This window comes from Burkholderia contaminans, assembly GCF_029633825.1.
In the GTDB taxonomy this organism is placed as follows: domain Bacteria; phylum Pseudomonadota; class Gammaproteobacteria; order Burkholderiales; family Burkholderiaceae; genus Burkholderia; species Burkholderia contaminans.
In genome coordinates this window covers 780585-798433 of record NZ_CP090641.1, presented here as the reverse complement: position 1 = coordinate 798433, position 17849 = coordinate 780585, and the positions used below count along the sequence as shown (strand labels likewise).

At 67.3% G+C, this 17849-nt stretch carries 19 protein-coding genes; 9 read left to right on the top strand and 10 right to left on the bottom strand.

The window, feature by feature from the left end; all coding sequences use genetic code 11:
• Positions 1 to 5: 5 nt before the first annotated feature.
• Positions 6 to 392: a hypothetical protein gene (locus LXE91_RS21285; protein WP_039360786.1), complete on the top strand. Its 387-nt coding sequence runs from the start codon at positions 6 to 8 to the stop codon at positions 390 to 392.
• A 127-nt stretch (positions 393 to 519) separates the two neighbouring features.
• Here LXE91_RS21285 and LXE91_RS21280 read toward each other — a convergent pair whose 3' ends face one another.
• Positions 520 to 972, bottom strand: a complete 453-nt coding sequence (locus tag LXE91_RS21280; RefSeq protein ID WP_039360788.1) for a type II toxin-antitoxin system RatA family toxin — start codon at positions 970 to 972, stop codon at positions 520 to 522.
• A gap of 189 nt (positions 973 to 1161) precedes the next feature.
• Here LXE91_RS21280 and LXE91_RS21275 point away from each other — a divergent pair, with 189 nt between their 5' ends.
• Positions 1162 to 2202, top strand: a complete 1041-nt coding sequence (locus LXE91_RS21275) for a bifunctional nicotinamide-nucleotide adenylyltransferase/Nudix hydroxylase (RefSeq protein ID WP_039360790.1) — start codon at positions 1162 to 1164, stop codon at positions 2200 to 2202.
• A gap of 73 nt (positions 2203 to 2275) precedes the next feature.
• A complete protein-coding gene (locus LXE91_RS21270) occupies positions 2276 to 3709 on the top strand; it encodes a nicotinate phosphoribosyltransferase (RefSeq protein WP_039360792.1) in 1434 nt (477 codons plus the stop codon).
• Positions 3710 to 3745: 36 nt separating this feature from the next.
• Here the strand turns inward: LXE91_RS21270 and LXE91_RS21265 are convergent, their stop codons facing one another.
• Complete coding sequence (locus tag LXE91_RS21265; protein WP_039360800.1) at positions 3746 to 4612, bottom strand: NmrA family NAD(P)-binding protein; 867 nt, start codon at positions 4610 to 4612, stop codon at positions 3746 to 3748.
• Positions 4613 to 4766: 154 nt separating this feature from the next.
• On the opposite strand from LXE91_RS21265, the gene LXE91_RS21260 reads away from it, so the two are divergent.
• Positions 4767 to 5675: a LysR family transcriptional regulator gene (locus LXE91_RS21260; RefSeq protein WP_039361022.1), complete on the top strand. Its 909-nt coding sequence runs from the start codon at positions 4767 to 4769 to the stop codon at positions 5673 to 5675.
• Between the two features lie 13 nt (positions 5676 to 5688).
• On the opposite strand, the gene LXE91_RS21255 is transcribed toward LXE91_RS21260, so the two are convergent.
• The gene (locus tag LXE91_RS21255; protein ID WP_039360802.1) at positions 5689 to 7146 is read right to left on the bottom strand and encodes an aminotransferase-like domain-containing protein; all 1458 of its coding nucleotides are present in this window, start codon (positions 7144 to 7146) and stop codon (positions 5689 to 5691) included.
• Between the two features lie 126 nt (positions 7147 to 7272).
• Between LXE91_RS21255 and LXE91_RS21250 the strand changes: the two genes are divergently transcribed.
• A complete protein-coding gene (locus tag LXE91_RS21250) occupies positions 7273 to 8160 on the top strand; it encodes a DMT family transporter (protein ID WP_039360804.1) in 888 nt (295 codons plus the stop codon).
• Positions 8161 to 8218: 58 nt separating this feature from the next.
• On the opposite strand, the gene LXE91_RS21245 is transcribed toward LXE91_RS21250, so the two are convergent.
• Both LXE91_RS21245 and lysA read right to left on the bottom strand, forming a co-directional pair.
• Positions 8219 to 8362: a VOC family protein gene (locus tag LXE91_RS21245; RefSeq protein ID WP_223274250.1), complete on the bottom strand. Its 144-nt coding sequence runs from the start codon at positions 8360 to 8362 to the stop codon at positions 8219 to 8221.
• 25 nt (positions 8363 to 8387) lie between these two features.
• Positions 8388 to 9626, bottom strand: a complete 1239-nt coding sequence (gene lysA / locus LXE91_RS21240; protein ID WP_039360808.1) for a diaminopimelate decarboxylase — start codon at positions 9624 to 9626, stop codon at positions 8388 to 8390.
• 109 nt (positions 9627 to 9735) lie between these two features.
• On the opposite strand from lysA, the gene LXE91_RS21235 reads away from it, so the two are divergent.
• The gene (locus LXE91_RS21235; protein ID WP_039360809.1) at positions 9736 to 10650 is read left to right on the top strand and encodes a LysR family transcriptional regulator; all 915 of its coding nucleotides are present in this window, start codon (positions 9736 to 9738) and stop codon (positions 10648 to 10650) included.
• A 68-nt stretch (positions 10651 to 10718) separates the two neighbouring features.
• Complete coding sequence (locus LXE91_RS21230; RefSeq protein WP_039360811.1) at positions 10719 to 11318, top strand: GNAT family N-acetyltransferase; 600 nt, start codon at positions 10719 to 10721, stop codon at positions 11316 to 11318.
• 119 nt (positions 11319 to 11437) lie between these two features.
• Here LXE91_RS21230 and LXE91_RS21225 read toward each other — a convergent pair whose 3' ends face one another.
• Both LXE91_RS21225 and LXE91_RS21220 read right to left on the bottom strand, forming a co-directional pair.
• On the bottom strand, positions 11438 to 12016 hold the full coding sequence (locus LXE91_RS21225) for a DUF4142 domain-containing protein (protein WP_039360813.1): 579 nt from the start codon (positions 12014 to 12016) through the stop codon (positions 11438 to 11440).
• 408 nt (positions 12017 to 12424) lie between these two features.
• On the bottom strand, positions 12425 to 13048 hold the full coding sequence (locus LXE91_RS21220) for an HAD hydrolase-like protein (RefSeq protein ID WP_039360815.1): 624 nt from the start codon (positions 13046 to 13048) through the stop codon (positions 12425 to 12427).
• A 203-nt stretch (positions 13049 to 13251) separates the two neighbouring features.
• On the opposite strand from LXE91_RS21220, the gene LXE91_RS21210 reads away from it, so the two are divergent.
• Positions 13252 to 13695, top strand: coding sequence for a GNAT family N-acetyltransferase (locus tag LXE91_RS21210; protein WP_039360818.1), 444 nt, complete (start codon positions 13252 to 13254; stop codon positions 13693 to 13695).
• A gap of 57 nt (positions 13696 to 13752) precedes the next feature.
• Positions 13753 to 13971 (top strand): DUF1653 domain-containing protein, encoded by a 219-nt coding sequence (locus tag LXE91_RS21205; protein ID WP_006480837.1) that lies wholly within the window; start codon positions 13753 to 13755, stop codon positions 13969 to 13971.
• A gap of 51 nt (positions 13972 to 14022) precedes the next feature.
• Here LXE91_RS21205 and LXE91_RS21200 read toward each other — a convergent pair whose 3' ends face one another.
• The 3 genes from LXE91_RS21200 to uppS all read right to left on the bottom strand — a co-directional run bounded on the left by LXE91_RS21200 (position 14023) and on the right by uppS (position 17465).
• A complete protein-coding gene (locus tag LXE91_RS21200; protein WP_039360847.1) occupies positions 14023 to 15237 on the bottom strand; it encodes a winged helix-turn-helix domain-containing protein in 1215 nt (404 codons plus the stop codon).
• A gap of 333 nt (positions 15238 to 15570) precedes the next feature.
• Positions 15571 to 16641, bottom strand: coding sequence for a terpene synthase family protein (locus LXE91_RS21195; RefSeq protein WP_039360848.1), 1071 nt, complete (start codon positions 16639 to 16641; stop codon positions 15571 to 15573).
• Between the two features lie 53 nt (positions 16642 to 16694).
• A complete protein-coding gene (uppS, locus tag LXE91_RS21190; protein WP_039360849.1) occupies positions 16695 to 17465 on the bottom strand; it encodes a polyprenyl diphosphate synthase in 771 nt (256 codons plus the stop codon).
• Between the last annotated feature and the right edge of the window lie 384 nt (positions 17466 to 17849).

The window sequence follows — 17849 nt, the reverse complement described above, 5'->3', positions numbered from 1 at the left end:
CCGATATGCGTAACGGAATCCGAATTGTCGCGTTGCTCGGCTGGGCATTGCTTGCCGCCAACGCTGCCGCCGATGTGCCGCCGAAGCCGCCCGGGCCGGTCGTGATGGTGCACTTCGATTACTACGAGAAGGACAAGACGCGCCTTCACGCGCTGGAGCAACGGCTGGATCGTGCGGTGAAGCAGGCAGGCGCCGGCGAGCTGGGCGAGACCGAATTGCATCGAGACGGCAACGACGGTTATCTGTACTTCTATGGTGCGAGCGCCGACCGCCTGTACGCGATCGCGCGCCCGATCCTTCAATCGTCAGGATGGCTGACCGGTACGGAGGTCACGTTGCGCCGCGATGCGGGGGCGGAAACGTTCCCGTTGCGCGGGGGCGGCACACGTTAGCGCGGATGCGGTTCGAACGGCGCGGCCGGAGGAGCGGCCGTTGCGGATCGGGCCGTGCAGTGTGCTTTGACGCTTGCGGATGTTGGCGACAGGCTGCCGAGCCGGGCCGTGCGACCCGCGTCGCCTGTCAGTGCGGCAGTGCTTCGGCTTCGGCCCAGCGTTTGAACGAATCGAGACGCCGTCGCGTCTGCACGAGGTAGAACGCGCCGATCAGCGGTTCGAGCAGCCAGCGCAGCCAGGCCGGCTGGGCGCGGAAGTGGTACGTGAATTTCACTTCGGTCGTGCCGGGCGTGTGCTCGGTGAAGTTCCAGCTGCCGCTGAAGCGTTCGAGCACTTTCGGCCCGTCGACCATTTCGATGGCGGCGACCTGCGGCGGACGGTACGAGATGTAGCGCGACACCATCGTCGCGCCCGACTGGCTGCGGCAGAACGCGTCGACGCCGACGTCGGCCGTCATGCCGTCGAGCAGGTAGGCGTCGGAGAGGAAGCTGTCCCACACGAGCCGCCGCGCGTAATCCTGCGACCACGTGAAGAGGCGTCTGCGATCGACGCCGACGGTGCGGCTGACTGAGATCCTCATGATGGCGGGCGCCCTCGCGCGGAGTGGGATGAAATCGAGTGTACCGCGCCAATAACCCGTGTTTCGTCAGACTTCGTCAAGTCGAGCGTGTGCTCGAACAAGCCCGATTGACGCACCCCGGGATTTCCCCTAGGATTTGTCCATCCTTCGGGAAAGACCCGAAGCGTTTCAATCTCTTGAGGGAGCCTCATGAGTACGCAACAGAACCGGCGCTTCGACGCGCTCGTTTTCATTGGTCGTTTCCAGCCTCCGCATCGTGGTCACCTGAACGTGCTGAAGTCGGCACTGAGCCGGGCCGAGCGAGTGTGCGTGCTGATCGGATCGACCGACAAGCCCCGCACCATCAAGGATCCGTTCTCGTTCGACGAGCGCCGCCAGATGCTGGCTTCGCTGCTCGACGCGTCCGAGCGCGACCGCGTCACCGTCGCGCCGTTGCAGGATTCGACCTACAACGACGGCGACTGGGTGCGCTGGGTGCAGGACGCCGTCGCGTCCGCGCTCGGCGACATCGCGCAGCGCAAGGTCGGGCTGATCGGCCACGAGAAGGACGCAACGTCGTATTACCTGCGGATGTTCCCGCAATGGGAGCTCGTCGACGTCGACGCGACGGAAGACATTTCCGCCACCGAGATCCGCGACCAGTATTTCGCCGAACGCACCAACAGCTTCGTGCAGTGGGCCGTGCCGGAACCCGTGTTCGGCTGGCTCGAACGTTTCCGCACGCAGCCGGAATTCGCGCAGCTGAAGTCGGAAGCCGAATTCATCGCCAGGTATCGCAAGGCGTGGGCGGCCGCCCCGTATCCGGTCACGTTCGTGACGGTCGACGCGGTGGTCGTGCACTCGGGCCATATCCTGCTCGTGCGCCGCCGCAGCGAGCCGGGCCGCGGCCTGTGGGCGCTGCCCGGCGGGTTCGTGAACCAGGACGAGCGGCTCGATGCGGCCTGTATTCGCGAGCTGCGCGAAGAAACCGGCCTGAAGCTGCCGGAGCCCGTGCTGCGCGGCTCGATCAAGGATCGCCAGGTGTTCGATCACCCGACGCGTTCGCTGCGCGGCCGCACGATCACGCATGCGTGCCTGTTCAACTTCCCGACCGGCGAGCTGCCGCGCGTGAAGGGCAGCGACGATGCCGACAAGGCGCGCTGGGTGCCGCTCAACGAATTCGCGCAGATGCGCAGCGTGATGTTCGAGGATCACTTCGACATCGCGTATCACTTCCTGGGGAAGCTGTGATCCGCTGATTCCCCACGTTCCGTCCGCCGCGACAGACGCGGCGGCACTTCAACGGCCTAGAGGAGCTCTAGCCATGCAAAACGATCTCGGCGGCTTTGCCGCGGTTCTCGCCAATCCGATCCTCAACACGGATTCGTACAAGGCTTCCCACTTCCTGCAATATCCGCCCGACGCGTCGGCGATGTTCTCGTACGTCGAATCGCGCGGCGGCCGCTACGACCGCACGGTGTTCTTCGGCCTGCAGATGCTGCTGAAGGAATATCTGTGCAAGCCGATCACGCACGCGATGATCGACGAAGCGCGCGATTTCTTCACGGTGCATGGCGAGCCGTTCAACGAAGCAGGGTGGCGCTATATCGTCGAACGCTACGACGGCTGCCTGCCGGTGAAGATCCGCGCGGTGCCCGAGGGCTCGGTCGTGCCGGTGCACAACGTGCTGATGACGGTCGAATGCGACGACCCGCAGGTGTTCTGGCTCGCGTCGTATCTCGAGACGATGCTGCTGCGCGTGTGGTATCCGGTGACGGTCGCGACGCGCAGCTGGCACTTGAGGCAGACGATCCGCCGCTTCCTCGAAAAGACCGACGACGATCTCGCGCAACTGCCGTTCAAGCTGCACGACTTCGGCGCGCGCGGTGTATCGAGCGCGGAGTCGGCCGCGATCGGCGGTGCGGCGCATCTCGTGAACTTCATGGGTTCGGATACGGTGCTCGGCGTGCTGGCCGCGAACCGCTTCTATCGGGAGCCGATGGCCGCGTACTCGGTGCCGGCGGCCGAGCACAGCACGATTACATCGTGGGGCCGCGAACACGAAGCCGATGCGTACCGGAACATGATTCGCCGCTTCGGCCTGCCCGGCGCGATCGTGTCGGTCGTGTCGGACTCCTACGATCTTTTCGCGGCGCTCGATCTGTGGGGCGGCGAGCTTCGGCAGGCCGTGCTCGATTCCGGTGCGACGCTGGTCGTGCGGCCCGATTCGGGCGACCCGGTGGCGATCGTGCTGCAGACCGTGCGCGCGCTCGACGCATCGTTCGGCTCGACCGTGAACGGCAAGGGGCGGCGCGTGCTGAATCGCGTGCGCGTGATCCAGGGCGATGGCGTCGACGAACTGTCGATCGAAGCGATTCTGTCCGCGCTCGACGACGCAGGCTATGCGGCCGGCAACGTCGTGTTCGGCATGGGCGGCGGGCTGCTGCAGCAGGTGAACCGCGATACGCAGCGCTTCGCGATGAAGTGCTCGGCGATCCGGCGTGGCGACGTATGGCATGACGTCTGCAAGGATCCGGTCACCGATCACGGCAAGCGCTCGAAGAAGGGGCGGCTCACGTTGCTGCGCCATTTCCGCACCGGTGAGTATCGGACGACAACGCTGCCCGCCGCGTGGGACGACCGGATGCTGGAGGGCGACTGGGAGGACGCGCTGGAAACGGTGTTCGATACCGGGCGCCTGCTCGTCGATACGTCGTTTGCGCAAGTGCGGGCGAGGGCGCACGCGGGGGAGATGTGAAGCAGGCGGCGGTGTATCCCGCCGCCTCGTTGCCGATCAGTCGGCGCGCGCGACGAGCGTGCGCAGCACGGCGTCTGCGTCGAGGTCCCCTTTCAGGACATCCGCAGGCGCCGACGCGAAGTCGATCCAGCCTTCATTGAAGCCGTCGAGCATGCGCATGCGCGGTTCGGGATAGCGCATCCGCTGCGCATCGAACAGGCCGGCCCACGTGTCACGCGGGACGGCCTCGGCTTGTACGGGGCGCCCGAGCACGCGGGCGAACGCGGCGGCCAGGTCGTTCGGGCTGACGCGCCGCGGCCCTTCGAGTTCGACGATGCGCGTGCCCGTCCATTCGTCCTGCAGCAGGGCCGCCGCCGTGCGGCCGACGTCTTCGGTGGCAACCATCGGCACTGGGCGGTCGAGCGGCTGGAGAAAGCTGCGGATCACGCCGGCGTCGCGCGCGGTCGGGACGTCCCATGCGGCGTTTTCGAGGAACCATGCGGGGCGCAGGAACGCGACGGGCATCGGCAGGTCGCCGAACGCTTGCTCGATCATCGTCAACTGCGTCAGCAGGTTCACCTGCGTCGCCTGCGCGCCGATCGTCGACAGGCAAACGACCTTGCGCGGCCGAGCGGCGCGCAACGCCGCGCCGACGGCGTCGATGACCGCGCGCGTTTCAGGGAATCCGGGCGACGGATCGAAGCAGGGCGGCAGCAGCATGAATACGCCGGCCGTGTTCGAGCAGGCCGTTGTCAGCGCGGCGGTGTCGGTCATGTCGGCGAGTGCGACGTCGCAGCCGCGCGCGGTCCACGGCGCGGCGCGATTGGCGTCGCGCGCGACGGCCCGTACGGGCTGGCCCGCGGTGAGCAATGCCCGGGCGAGCGCGCCGCCGACCTGTCCGGTGATGCCGGTAATGGCGTACATGATTCGAAATCCTCATCGAGAAGTGGAGAAGACGGATGCCGGAACGATCGGGCTTGCCGTCGCGATGCATCGGGTTGCATGATAGGGATCGGTGATTCCTGATGGAATCGAATCCATGTCATTTGATTGGTGATCTTTTGTCATGAGTGAAATCATGAGCATCGACGGGCGGATCCTGGCGAACGTGGGCGTGCTCGCCGCGATCGTCGAAAGCGGCAGCTTCGCGCGTGCGGCAGATGCGCTCGGCCTGTCGCCGTCGGGTGTCAGCCGGGCCGTGGGCCGGCTGGAGGCGCGGGTCGGTGTGCGGCTGCTCGACCGCACGACGCGCTCGGTCACGCTGACGGACGAGGGGCGTCGCCTGTACGAGGACATCGGCCCGCTGCTCGCCGGCATCGGCGACGCGGTTACGCTGGCCGCCGGTTCGGCCGCGGCCGTGCGCGGCAGGCTGCGCGTGAATGTCGACGCGTATTTTTCCCGGCGGGTGCTGGCCCCGCATCTCCCCGCGTTCCTGGCGCGCCATCCCGATCTGTCGCTTGAACTGGCGGCGCGCGAGCAACTCGGCGATCTGGTTGCAGAAGGATTCGACGTCGCGGTGCGGTTCGGCGAACCGCCTTCGTCGTCGCTGGTGGCGCGCAAGCTGCTGGAGACGCGAGCGGTGACCGTCGCCGCACCCGCGTACGTGAAACGATACGGGCGTCCCGAGGCGCCAGCCGACCTCGTCGGCCATGCGTGCATCCAGATGCGCAACACGCTGACCGGCCAGCCGCTCGAATGGGTCTATCAGCTCGGCCGCAAGCGCGTGCCGGTGAAGACGACGGGCAGGCTGCTCGTCAACGACGCCGGCACGATGCTCGGCGCATGCCTGGCCGGCGTCGGCATTGCACGCTTCAAGGCGAGCGGGGTGGCGGGGCTGATCGAACAGGGGCGGCTCGTCGAGCTGCTTGCGGATTGGCGCGGCGAGGCGTTCCCGCTGTTCGCGTACTACCCGTCGCGCCATTTGCCGCCCGCGAAGGTGCGGGCGTTCGTCGATTTCGTCGCGGAGATCGTGGCGCTCGGCAGCTAGCGCGCGGCCGCCGTCACGATTCGCGGGCGAGCATGGGCCCGGTCGTGTCCGCCGCCCGCACCGCCTCCATCGCCCGCGCCAGCGCATCGAACACCACCGGCCCCTTGCAGCGCGACACGTTGAAGCGCAGGTACGAGGTCGCGCCGTGCGACGGGCTGAATACGTTGCCGGGCGCAAGCACTACATCGTGATCCAGCGCATGGCGCGCGACGCGCGCGGCGTCGAGCCCGTCCGGCAACTTCGCCCACACGAACGAGCCGCCGCGCGGCTCCGTCCAGATCCGCAACCCGGCGCGCGTGATGCGCCGGAGCGTTTCGCCCATCGCGTCCGCGAGGCGCGCACGCAGGCTGTCGACGTGGCGCCGGTACGTGCCGTCGACGAGCAACCGGTGGACGACGTTCGCACCGATCTGCGCATGGCCGAACGACGTCGCGAGCTTCAGGTCGACGAGCGCCTCGATCCATTCCGGGCGCGCGGCGACGTAGCCGCAGCGGATCGCGGCCGACAGCGTCTTCGAGAAGCTGCCGATCGACACGACCCGCGACAGCCCGTCGAAGGCCGCGAGACGCGGCGCGGGCGTGCTTTCGAAATCCGCGAAGATGTCGTCTTCGACGATCAGCAGGCCGTGCTCGGCCGCGAGCGTCAGCAGCCGGTGGGCAATGGGCGCCGAGAGCGTCGCGCCGGTCGGGTTGTGCAGTGCCGAGTTGGTGATGTACAGGCGCGGCCGGTGCTCGGCGAGCACCTGCTCGAAGCGCGCGAGATCGGGGCCGTTCGGCGTGTACGGGACGCTGACGATCCGCGCGCGGTGCGCGCGCAGCAGCGCCTGGAAGTTGAAGTAGCACGGATCGTCGAGCACGACCGTGTCGCCCGGCTCCAGCAGCAGCCGGCAAACGAGATCGAGCGCGTGCGAGCCGCCGTCGGTCAGCATGATCTGCGTGGGTTCGGCCTGGACGCCGTGCTGCGCGAGCCGCCAGGCGAGCTGCTGGCGCATCGCGGGCAGGCCGAGCGGCGTCGCATAGTCGGTCAGCGCGTCGGCTTCGTCGCGCGACGCGGCGCGCAGTGCGCGGCGCAGGCTCTCGTCCGGCAGCCACGACGGCGGCAGCCATCCGCAACCGGGCTTGACCGACGTGGGCGCCGCTTCGAGCGACTGGCGCGACAGCCACAGCGGATCGAGCCCGCGATCGAGCTGCGGGCCGAGATCGGCGAGCGCGAGCGGCGGCGCGTGTCCCGACACGTAGAACCCCGAGCCGCGCCGCGCGACGAGCACGCCTTCGCTCGCGAGCCGCTCGTACGCATCGACGACGGTCGATTTCGACACGCCGAGTGCGTCCGCCATCATCCGGATCGACGGCACGCGCGCGCCGGGCACCAGCGCGCGGCTCGCGATTCGTGCGCGCAACGTATCCATCACGGTTTCCACGCGCGTGCGCGACGGGGTGGGCGGAACGGGAAGCGGGGCGGCCTGGCTCATGGTGAAGATCGAACTGTACGGCCGGTTGTCCAGTACAGTTTGTCGGGATTGTATTGGGCTGTAGCTTACGCGCTTTTCGCGGGCGGCGGATCATCGGTCATCCACCTTCCCCGTTCAGGATTTCCCGTGCAAAAGACGACCGACGGATGGCTCAGCGGCCTGCTGGGCGTGATCATCTTCAGTGGCTCGCTGCCCGCGACGCGTATCGCGGTGCAGGGGCTCGACCCGCTGTTCCTCACCTTTGCGCGCGCGACGATCGCCGGCGCGCTCGGCCTCTTGCTGCTCGTCGTGCTGAAGCAGCGGCGGCCGACGCGTGCCGAGGCCGTGTCGCTGGCCATCGTCGCGCTCGGGGTCGTGATCGGTTTTCCGCTGCTGACGGCGCTTGCGCTGAAGCACGTGACATCGGCACACGCGATCGTGTTCGTCGGGTTGCTGCCGCTCGCGACCGCGCTGTTCGGCGTGTGGCGCGGCGGCGAACGGCCGCGGCTGCCGTTCTGGATCTTCTCGATCATCGGCAGCGGCGCGGTGGCCGCATTTGCGCTGCGCAACGGTGGCCAGGCATCGGTGGTCGGTGATGCGCTGATGCTGGCTGCGATCGTCGCATGCGGGCTGGGTTACGCGGAGGGCGCACGCCTGTCGCGCGAGCTTGGCGGCTGGCAGGTGATCTCGTGGGCGCTCGTGCTGTCGCTGCCGCTGATGCTGCCGCTCACGTGGCTCACCCGGCCCGCGTCGTTCGACGGCGTCGATTCTGCCTCGCTGTGGGGGCTCGCGTACGTGTCGCTGTTCAGCATGCTGATCGGTTTCGTGTTCTGGTATCGCGGGCTCGCGCTCGGCGGGATCGCAGGCGTCGGCCAGCTGCAGCTGCTGCAGCCGTTCTTCGGCCTGCTGCTGGCGGCCGGGCTCCTGCACGAGGCAGTGCCGTCGTCGATGGTGGTGGTGACGGTCGTCGTGGTCGGCTGCGTGGCGGGCGCGAAATACTTCTCGAAAATGGCGCCGGTGCGGCGCGTGGGCTGACGTACAAGCCTGAACCGATGCGCGGGCGCGGCCGGTCGAAGGTCGCGCCTGCGCGCCCTCAATTGTCCGGCGTGCACACGCGCAAGCGGTGGCCGTCCGGATCGAGCGCGACGAACGTCAGGCCGAACACGGCCGTCATCGGCTCCTGCTCGAACGGCACGCCGAGCGCTTTCCACGCTTCATACAGGCGCAGGCCGCGCACCCCGTTCTGTTCCGCGATGCGCGCGTTACTCGAACGTTTCGAGCGCGAGCAATTCGTCGATCGTCTGCCGGCGGCGGATCAGCCGCGGCGCGCCGCGATCGACGAGCACTTCCGGCGCGAGCGGCCGGCTGTTGTAGTTCGATGACATCGACGCGCCGTACGCTCCCGCATCGTGCAGGAACAGCAGGTCGCCGATTTGCGGCTGCGCCAGCTTGCGGTGCGTGACCACGCCGCCCGCGTCCTGCGTGAACACGTCGCCCGATTCGCACAGCGGCCCCGCGATCGCGAGATCGACGAGCGGCCGTCCGGCAGGCAGCGCGCCATCGTGCGTGTGCACCGACACCGCGTGGTAGCTGCCGTACATCGACGGGCGCATCAGGTCGTTGAAGCCCGCGTCGATCAGCACGAAGTCGTGCTTCGGCCGGCGGTTGACGGCCTGCACTTCGGTGACGAGCGTGCCGGCTTCGGCCACGAGGAAGCGGCCCGGCTCGATTTCGATGCGCACCGGGTGGCCGAGATGACGCTCGATCCGCTTGCGCGCGGCGTCCCACTGGCTGAAGTAATGACCGACGTCGACGCGCGGCTCGCCGTCGCGATACGGGATCGACAGGCCGCCGCCGGCCGAGATCGCGTCGATGTCATGGCCGAGCGACGTGACGAGATCGACCATCGCATCGCACACCTGCGACAGGTGGCCGTAGTCGACGCCCGAACCGATGTGCATGTGGATGCCGACGAGCTTCAGCCCGTACTGGCGCACGATCTCGATCGCGCGCGGCACGTCGTCGATCCAGATGCCGTGCTTGCTCTGCGGGCCGCCGGTGTTGGTCTTGTTGCTGTGGCCGTGGCCGAAACCGGGGTTGACGCGCAGCCACACGCGGTGGCCCGGCGCGTGCTCGCCGATGCGCGCGAGCATGTCGAGCGAACCGGCGTTCACGGTCACGCCGTGCTTCAGCACGGCCGCGAGCGTCGGTCGGTCGATCAGGTCGGCCGTGAACACGACGCCTTCCGGCTCGCCGGCGGGGCTGAACCCGGCGGCGAGGCTGCGCTCGATCTCGCCGAGCGATACCGCGTCGACGCACGCGCCTTCCTCGCGCATCAGCTTAAGGATATGGACGTTCGAATTCGCCTTCTGCGCGTAGCGGATCAAGTCGAACTGGCGCAGTTGGGCGATGCGGTCGCGGATGACGTCGGCGTCGTACACCCACAGCGGGGTGCCGTATTGCTGCGCGAGCGTCGCGAGCTGGCGGGAATCGAGGGACATGGCGGATGAATCGGGTCGAATGAACGGATAACGGGAATGATGCACCTGATCGGCTATACAGTAAAATGCCTGAATATCGACATTCGATTCATATCTGATATAGACGATCATGCTCACGCACCGCCACATCGAAGTCTTTCGCGCGCTGATGGTCACCGGCAGCACGACGCGCGCGGCCGAGATGCTCTATACGTCGCAACCGACGATCAGCCGCGAGCTCGCGCGCATGGAGCAGGTCGTCGGCTTCGCGCTGTTCGAGCGCGCGCACGGCCGGCTGCGGCCGACGATGGCCGCGCTCACGCTGTTCGACGACGTGCGGCTTGCGTATGTGGGGCTTGAACGCGTCGCGGCAACCGCCACGCGCCTGCGCGAGTTTCGCGACGGGCAGTTGTCGGTGATCGCGCTGCCGGCGTTCTCGCACGCGATCCTGCCCGGTGCGTGCCGGCGTTTTAGCGAGAAGCACGCGGGCGTCAGCGTGTCGGTGGCGACGCAGGAATCGCCGGTGATCGAAGAGTGGCTGACCGCGCAGCGTTACGACCTCGGGCTGACCGAGCGCGACGTCGCGCCGGCCGGCACGGTGCTCACGCCGCTGCTCGAATTCGATGAAGTGTGCGTGCTGCCCGACGGCCATCCGCTCCTCGCGCAGGACGCGATCGATCTGCCGGATCTCGCGGATCGCCCGTTCGTGAGCCTGTCGCTGAACGATCCATACCGCATCCTGATCGACGAGGCGTTCGCGCAGCTCGGCGTGGCGCCGCGCTCGGTCGTCGAAACCCCGTCGGCCGTGTCGGTGTGCGCGTTCGTGCGGCAGGGGCTCGGTGCCGCTATCGTCAATCCGCTGACCGCGCTCGATTTCGTCGGGCGCGACCTGCACGTGCGGCCGCTCACGCGATCGTTTCCGTACCGCGTCAGCGTGATCGTGCCCGAGCACCGGCCCAAGAGCCTGCTCGTCGATGCGTTTGCCGACGCACTGCGCAGCGAGGCGAAGGCGATTCGCCGCCGGTTGGCAGCGCTCCTCGGCTGACGCGGCCGTATCATCGGTGTTTCGCCGCCATCGCCGCCTCTTTCCGGAACCTTTCATCGGAACCCTTCATGACCGACGTTTCTGCTTCCCTCGAACCACCGATCCTCACCGGCGAACGCGTCGAACTGAGGCCGCTCGATTCATCCGACCGGCAGGCGCTGCTGGACGCTGCCGCGGATGGCCAGTTGTGGAACCTGAAGGTCACGGTCGTGCCGGGCCCCCAGACGATCGACGCGTATATCGACACCGCATTGCAGGGGCGCTCGGCCGGCACCGTGATGCCGTTTGCGATCGTCGATCGCGCGTCGGGCCGCGTGATCGGCAGCACGCGTTTCTGGAAGATCGATCGCAAGAACCGCAAGCTCGAGATTGGCCACACGTGGCTGAGCGAATCGGCGCAGCGCACGCGCGCGAATACCGAAGCGAAATGGTTGTTGCTGGGCTATGCGTTCGACGTGCTGCAATGCGTGCGCGTGCAGTTCACGACCGACGAGCTGAACGAGAAATCGCGCGCGGCGATCCTGCGGCTCGGCGCGAAGCAGGAAGGTATCGTGCGGCACGAACGGATCATGCCGGATGGCCGCAAGCGCAATTCGGTGCGCTTCAGCATCATCGACGATGAATGGCCGGAAGTACGTGCGCGGCTGTTGGCGAAGCTCGCTACGTGACGCGTAACGCGTGAAGCGCGACGTTTGACATGCGTCGCGCCGCCGGAAGGGGGGGGCGGCGACGCGACGACAGGGGAAGCCGTGCGCCGCGCGTGATGTGCGGCGCTGCGGCGCGTTACTTACTGCGCCGATGCGAGGTGATGGCGCTCCGCGAGCTTCTGCGCGTCGGCGTAGTGCTTCTGCAGGATCGGCAGCGACTGGCGTGCGACTTCCTTCAGCTTCGTGTCGCGGCCCGACGCGATTTCGGCCTGGAATGCCGAGATGGCCTTCTGCTGGCCGGCGAGCGCGACCTGCTCGATATACGCCTTGTCGAACTCGGCGCCGCGCAGGTTCTTGATGCTGCTCAGCACGGCCGTGTCGGGGTCGTTGGCCGGCACGTCGACGCCGCGCGGGCTGGCTGCGCGCATCGCCTGGATGATCTTTTCATCGTCGGTCGACACGCGTTGCGCGAACGCCTTGACCTGGCTGTCCGACGTGCGCGAATCGGCGATGCGTGCCGCGTCGTGCTGCGTCGACACGGTCTTCGTGCCGTCGGTGATGAAGGCCTGGTCGGCTTCGTGGATGCGCGTCGCGGCGGCGGCCGGTGCGTTCGGTGCGGCCGGTGCCGGTTGTGCGGTTTGCGCGGTCGCCGTCACGGCGACGAGAAGCAGGCCAGCGGCAGACAAAGCAAGGCGCGAGATGGGGGGAAAGCGGTTCATGGGACCTCCTTTCGATCGGGGCTCTGGTTGAAAAACGGATCACGAGATCCGTCGCTGTGCGAGAGACCGGGCGCGCCCGGGCCGGATTCGACCGCCGCTCTGCCGCGGCGTCGGTCGAAGCGTTTCCCGGCCCGACCGATTCTAGGAGAGCGTTCCGGTGGCAGGTGCAACCGCGCTGTGGTTTGTGTAACGGTTGGTAAGACGAATCGATGAGCCAGCGTGGCGACAGGTATTGCGTACCTGTCGCGTGCGCCGCGGCGGCAATTTTTGCGCGTATCGGGCGTGCGGGATGCACGTGTGTGTCATCGGCTTTTCATCGTTGTGGTGCCGGGCCGCGCGATGTCGCATGAATCGAACGATGGATCCAACCGGGCGCCGGGCGCTGGACGTGCGCAGCGCACGAATGCGTCACACGCGATCGAGCAATGCGTCGAGACGCGGCAGCAACGGTGTCGCGCAATGCGCCTGCAGCGCGTCCGGCGCGGTGTATCCCCACGCGACGCCCTGGAATGCAATGCGCGCGCGTCGAGCCGCTTCGGCATCACGGATTTCGTCGCCGACGTACAGCACTTCGTCGCTGCGCACGCCGGCCTCATGAACGAGTGCGCGCAGGCGGCGTGCCTTGCCGAACAGCGGAATGCCGCACGCGAAATGCTCGACGCGGCTGCTGGCGTGCGGGCCGAGCCGGTCGCGCACGATCGCCTCGGTATTCGACGTGGCGATCGCGATGCGGATACCGCGCGCGGCGAGCGCGTCGAACGTTTCGGCGACGCCGGGGAACAGCGCCACTTGGGCGACGCGCGGCTGCATCAGGCGGCGCATGTCGATCGTCACGCGCGGCACTTTCCACATCGGCACGTCGAGCGCGCGAATGATGTCGCGCGCCGACATGCCGCGCAGCGCCGGGCGCAGCTCGGGCGTGGCGTCGCGAAAACCGTGCATGCGCGACGCTTCCGACAGCGCCGCGAGAAAGCTGTCGAGCGAATCGGCGAGCGTGCCGTCGAAGTCGAATGCGATGAGGCGATAGGGCATGAAGCGGCGTGGCGGGTTTATGGGGCAGGCGATATTGTCACCGAATCCATGCTCGTCGCCTGCATGGTCGGTTGCGCCTGCGGCGACGCGAGGTAGTTGAGCAGCTTCTTCGCTTCGTCAGGATGGTCGGCGCCGCTTGTACCCCGCCGCGCCGCGCGGTATCGTCAGCGTCTCGCCTTCCGCCATCCCGACCGGAGACCGACGTGCCCGCTGCCACCCCTGCCACGCTGAGATTTTCCACCGACAAGCGCGAACTCGACGTCGACGCGATCTTCGACTTCCTGCATCGCGACGCGTACTGGTCGCAGGGCATTCCGCGCGACGTGGTCGAGCGGGCGATCGAGGGCTCGCTGTGTTTCGGCGCCTACGTGGGCGACCGGCTCGTCGGCTTCGCGCGGCTCGTGACCGATCACGCGACGTTCGCGTACCTGTGCGACGTGTTCGTGCTGCCGGCCGAACGCGGCAACGGCTACGGCCGCGCGCTGATCGACCACGTGTTCGCGCAGGAGTGGGTGCAGGGGCTGCGCCGTATCATGCTCGTGACGTCCGATGCGCACGCGCTGTACCGGCCGGTCGGCTTCGAGCCGTGCGCGAATCCGGAGCGCGTGATGGAGATCCGCCGCCCGGACATCTACGCGAAACGCTGACGCGCGGCGCAGCGCATACAATACGCGCTTTCCGTTTTTGCCGAAGAGAAGCCCATCATGACCGAACAGGAAGCCGAACAGCTCGCGACGCATCGCCATTACAAGGGCGGGCTGTATCGCTACATCGGCGTTGCCCGCCATTCCGAAACCGAGGAATCGGTGGTCGTGTACGAACACCTGTGGCCGCATGCGCGCGGGCTGTGGGTCCGTCCGGAAGCGATGTTCAACGGGAACCTCGAAGACGGCACGCCGCGTTTCCGCAAGCTGCGCGACTGATTGACGGCCGGCGGCGCACGCCGCCGCCGGGTCAGCCGGGCGCGCAGACGTCTACGCGCCGGCCAGCGCCTTCACCAGTTCCGGCGGGGCCTGATGCCCGACCGTGACTTCCGGCGTGCCGTGCCACGCCGCGAGCTTCTTCACTGCCTTCGCGACATCGGCTGCGAGCCCCGTGCCGACCCGCACGCCCGGCTCGACATGCACGGCCTTCAGTTCGAACGTGCCGAGCGTGCGATGCGCCTTCGCGTCGATGCGCCCGACCAGCCGCCCGCGATGCAGCACCGGCAGGCAGAAATAGCCGTAACGCCGCTTGTGCCCGGGCGTATAGCATTCGATCGTGTAGTCGAAACCGAACAGGGTCGACGCACGCCGCCGGTCCCATACCACCGGATCGAACGGCGACAGCAGCGTCGTGACCGTCGAGCGCAGCGTGTCGGCCTCCGCGGCCGGCAGCAGCGCTTCGAGCGAGCGATGCACGTAGGCCGGCTCCTTCCAGTCGTCGATCGCCACCGGGATCAGGTCGCCCGCGCTGGCGAGCTGCTCGAGTTCGGCGCGGTAGGAGCGGCGCGGCAGCCGATAGTAGTCGGCCACCCAGTCCGCACGCACGACGCCGAGCGCCCGGCACGTGTAGTCGAGCAGCGCGGGCAGCACGGCGCTGCGCGGCGGCAGGTCGCGCGTATCGTCCCAGTCGGGCAGCACGCGCTCGCGCACGTCGTACACGCGCTGGAAATTGCGGCGTTCCGACACCATCAGGTCGCCCGTCGTGAACAGCACTTCCAGGTGCCGCTTCTCGGGCTTGCGATCCCACCAGCCGTTGCCTTTCACGCCATCCTCGCGAGCGAAATCGGCCGACCGTACCGGGCCCTCGGCGCGAATCCGCTCGAGCAGCCGCTCGATGTCGGGACGATTCTGCTCATGCCACTCGGCCGCGTACTTCCAGCCCATTCCCGACGGATCGAGCATCTTGTAGCGCATCAGGCCGAACTGCTCGACCGGCAGGAAGCACGCTTCGTGCGACCAGTATTCGAACAGGCGTGCCTCGGCGAGATGTTCGTCGAGCCACTGCGGCGAGAAATCGCCGAGACGGCTGAACAGCACGAGATACGGGCTGCGCGCGACGACGTGAATGGTGTCGATCTGCAACTGCGCCATCCGGCGGATCGCGTCGAGCACGTCGGATTTGGTTGCCTTGCGGCGGGGCGGCGTCAGCAGGCCTTGCGCGGCGAGATGCAGCGCGCGGGCGGCGGCGGTCGAGAGCGTAAGCATCGGAAGGGCGGCCGGGAGTGATGGTCGGGAACCACTTTAGCGCGAAAGCGGCGCGCGCGTGCGACGTGCCGATGCACGGCGTCTGACAATGCTTGACAGACGCGTTTTGCAAGTTTCCCTATAGTGCACTTCATGGCGCGACGATAAATACGCGCAACGATTTTGCTTCCGACGCACATATGTCCATGGCACGCAGGAAGCGAATCCGGGATTCTCAACCCCCATCGGGAGACCCGGAGCCCTGAGCGGACATCCATGCGGCTGTGCACCGGCCCCGTGTGGATGTCCGCTGATTTTTTTGTATTTTCCGGTTTTCCCCGCTGTTGCGACCCGTCAGATCGCGACACTCGTTTCCCCGGGCCGCAGCGCGCGCGACAGGTCGTAGTGCCGAGCCGCGCCGTAACGCGGCGAGCCGAAATGCCAGTCGTAGTTGCCGCGAATGTACGCGCGGGCATCGTCAAGCAGGCGTAGCGACGTCCGGTCGCCGGTGCGCGGCCGCACCCGTGTTTCCAGATCCAGATACTCAGCCAGATATCCGTTGTGGATCCGGGCCGCCTCGTCGAGCGCGGCTTGCGGTGCGAGCCCTCTTTCGTGCATCAGGACGCAGACGAGATTGCTGCTCGATTCGCCGGCTTCCTTCGGATATGAAAAGATGTCGTTGCACAGGCACAGGATCAGGCCGGACAGCTTGCGCAGGCGCTGAACCTCTTCGTCGGCATAGAACGCGGCAGGCGCTTCGTAGCCCGCGGCGATGTCGATCAGCGCAAACGCACCTTCACCGCATCCGTTGTACGTGCGTCCGGAAAGGTATTCGGCTTCGCTCGGCACGACGTCCGTCGCGTACCGGCCGGCTTCCCACAGCGTCGAGAACAGGAACGTCATCATGCCGGCCGTCCAGCGTGCGTATTGCGCGCGCGTGGACGTGGCCGCGATACGCGTGCAGATGTCCTGCGTTGCCCGTTGCAATGCAGGCAGGAACGCGGCCATGTGCGGCAGCCGTGCCGCCAGCGCGGTACGCAGCGGCACCGGATCATGGCCGGCCGGATCGGCGATCATCTCGTACAGCCACAGGTAGAGCGCGCCGAGGTCGCCAGGGGAGCGCGCGGCGCCGTGCAGGCTGCACAGGCCGTCGTCGATCGAGAAGATCCAGCCGTATGCGCGGGTCGTCGTGCACAGGCCGTCGAAGGTCGAATGGGGATAGACGCGCGCGCAGTATTCGCCGACCTTGCCGTGGCGGATGCCGCTGGCCCAGCGCGGATCGTCGAGCAGACCGTGGCCGTTCATCCACGCATGCAGGTCGGCTTCAGCACGGTCGGCATCGGGATGCACGGGCGTTTCGAACGGATGGAACAGGTGCGGCAGCGTCAGCGCGGGCGCGGCGGCAACGGTTTCGACGGGGGGCATGATGTATCTCGCGGATGGCGGGTGACGACGGATGTCGTGAAGGGCGGCGCGGCCTACTTGCCGAACCGGCGCGCGCGTGTGCCGTAGGCAGCGATGGCCTGTTCGAAATCGTCGCGTCCGAAATCCGGCCAGCACGTCGGCGTGAAATAGAACTCCGAGAAAGCGGTTTGCCAGAGCATGAAATTCGACAGGCGCTGCTCGCCCGATGTGCGGATCACGAGATCGGGCTCCGGCTGGCCGGCCGTATAGAGCCGGCTCTCGATCAGCTCGGGGCTGAGCTGCGCGAGCAACTGGTCGACGGTGCCGGCCGCGACGTGTTCCTCGATCAGCGAGCGGATCGCGTGCAGCACGTCGAGGCGGCCGCTGTACGCGACCGCGATGTTCACGTCGAGCCCGCGCGTGTGGGCCGTGCGTCGTTGCGCGGCGCCGATGCGCTCGGCCGTGGCGCGCGGGAGCTTCGTCAGGTCGCCGATCACATGCAGGCGCCAGCGGCCGCTGGCGGCGAGTTCATCGAAGACGTCGGCGATCACCGCGAGCAGGTCGCGCAGTTCCCCTGCGTCGCGACCGAGGTTCTCGGTGGACAGCGGCCACAGCGTGACGAATGGGATGCCGGCTTCCTCGCACCACGACAGCAGCGCATGCACGTTGCGACCGCCGGCCCGGTAGCCCTCGGCGGCCGGCACGCCGAGCCGGTCTGCCCAGCGCCGGTTGCCATCGAGAATGACGGCGAGATGCGTGGGTAACGGATGCGGTACAACGCCCGGCGCGACGGGCGAGTTGGCGGCGAGTGGTTCCGGCGCGCGCAAAATCAGCTCTTGAGTCATGGAGACTCCTTCGAGGCGAGGAAGCGATCGAAACGTGAAGCAGCGGATGGGATTGTTATGCCGGCTACTCGAATGTCGGCGTGGGGATAATGTTTGCGCCGATGTGCCCGCTCATTATTGGGCCATTTATTCCGGATTTTCAAGTGATCCGCGTGTGCGATGCCGCGGCGCGCCGAACGCACGGCCGGGCAGGCGTTGCGCCGGACAATGCGAGACCCGGGGGGATTCCGGACAGCCGGGTTTTCAGATCGATGCCGTTTTCAGATTGCGCTTTCGGCCTGCGTTTTCGGCGTTTCTGTTTTTTGAATAAATCCGACGTTCGAAAATAAAAAGCGATGCAATTTGCCGGCAGCGCGATGGCGGCGAAAATGATTTCGCGGTGCC

Coding starts and splice junctions, on each gene's coding strand:
- LXE91_RS21285 (WP_039360786.1), top strand. CDS start 6: ATGCGTAACGGAATCCGAATTGTCGCGTTGCTCGGCTGGGCATTGCTT.
- LXE91_RS21280 (WP_039360788.1), bottom strand. CDS start 972: ATGAGGATCTCAGTCAGCCGCACCGTCGGCGTCGATCGCAGACGCCTC.
- LXE91_RS21275 (WP_039360790.1), top strand. CDS start 1,162: ATGAGTACGCAACAGAACCGGCGCTTCGACGCGCTCGTTTTCATTGGT.
- LXE91_RS21270 (WP_039360792.1), top strand. CDS start 2,276: ATGCAAAACGATCTCGGCGGCTTTGCCGCGGTTCTCGCCAATCCGATC.
- LXE91_RS21265 (WP_039360800.1), bottom strand. CDS start 4,612: ATGTACGCCATTACCGGCATCACCGGACAGGTCGGCGGCGCGCTCGCC.
- LXE91_RS21260 (WP_039361022.1), top strand. CDS start 4,767: ATGAGCATCGACGGGCGGATCCTGGCGAACGTGGGCGTGCTCGCCGCG.
- LXE91_RS21255 (WP_039360802.1), bottom strand. CDS start 7,146: ATGAGCCAGGCCGCCCCGCTTCCCGTTCCGCCCACCCCGTCGCGCACG.
- lysA (WP_039360808.1), bottom strand. CDS start 9,626: ATGTCCCTCGATTCCCGCCAGCTCGCGACGCTCGCGCAGCAATACGGC.
- LXE91_RS21235 (WP_039360809.1), top strand. CDS start 9,736: ATGCTCACGCACCGCCACATCGAAGTCTTTCGCGCGCTGATGGTCACC.
- LXE91_RS21230 (WP_039360811.1), top strand. CDS start 10,719: ATGACCGACGTTTCTGCTTCCCTCGAACCACCGATCCTCACCGGCGAA.
- LXE91_RS21225 (WP_039360813.1), bottom strand. CDS start 12,016: ATGAACCGCTTTCCCCCCATCTCGCGCCTTGCTTTGTCTGCCGCTGGC.
- LXE91_RS21220 (WP_039360815.1), bottom strand. CDS start 13,048: ATGCCCTATCGCCTCATCGCATTCGACTTCGACGGCACGCTCGCCGAT.
- LXE91_RS21205 (WP_006480837.1), top strand. CDS start 13,753: ATGACCGAACAGGAAGCCGAACAGCTCGCGACGCATCGCCATTACAAG.
- LXE91_RS21200 (WP_039360847.1), bottom strand. CDS start 15,237: ATGCTTACGCTCTCGACCGCCGCCGCCCGCGCGCTGCATCTCGCCGCG.
- LXE91_RS21195 (WP_039360848.1), bottom strand. CDS start 16,641: ATGCCCCCCGTCGAAACCGTTGCCGCCGCGCCCGCGCTGACGCTGCCG.
- uppS (WP_039360849.1), bottom strand. CDS start 17,465: ATGACTCAAGAGCTGATTTTGCGCGCGCCGGAACCACTCGCCGCCAAC.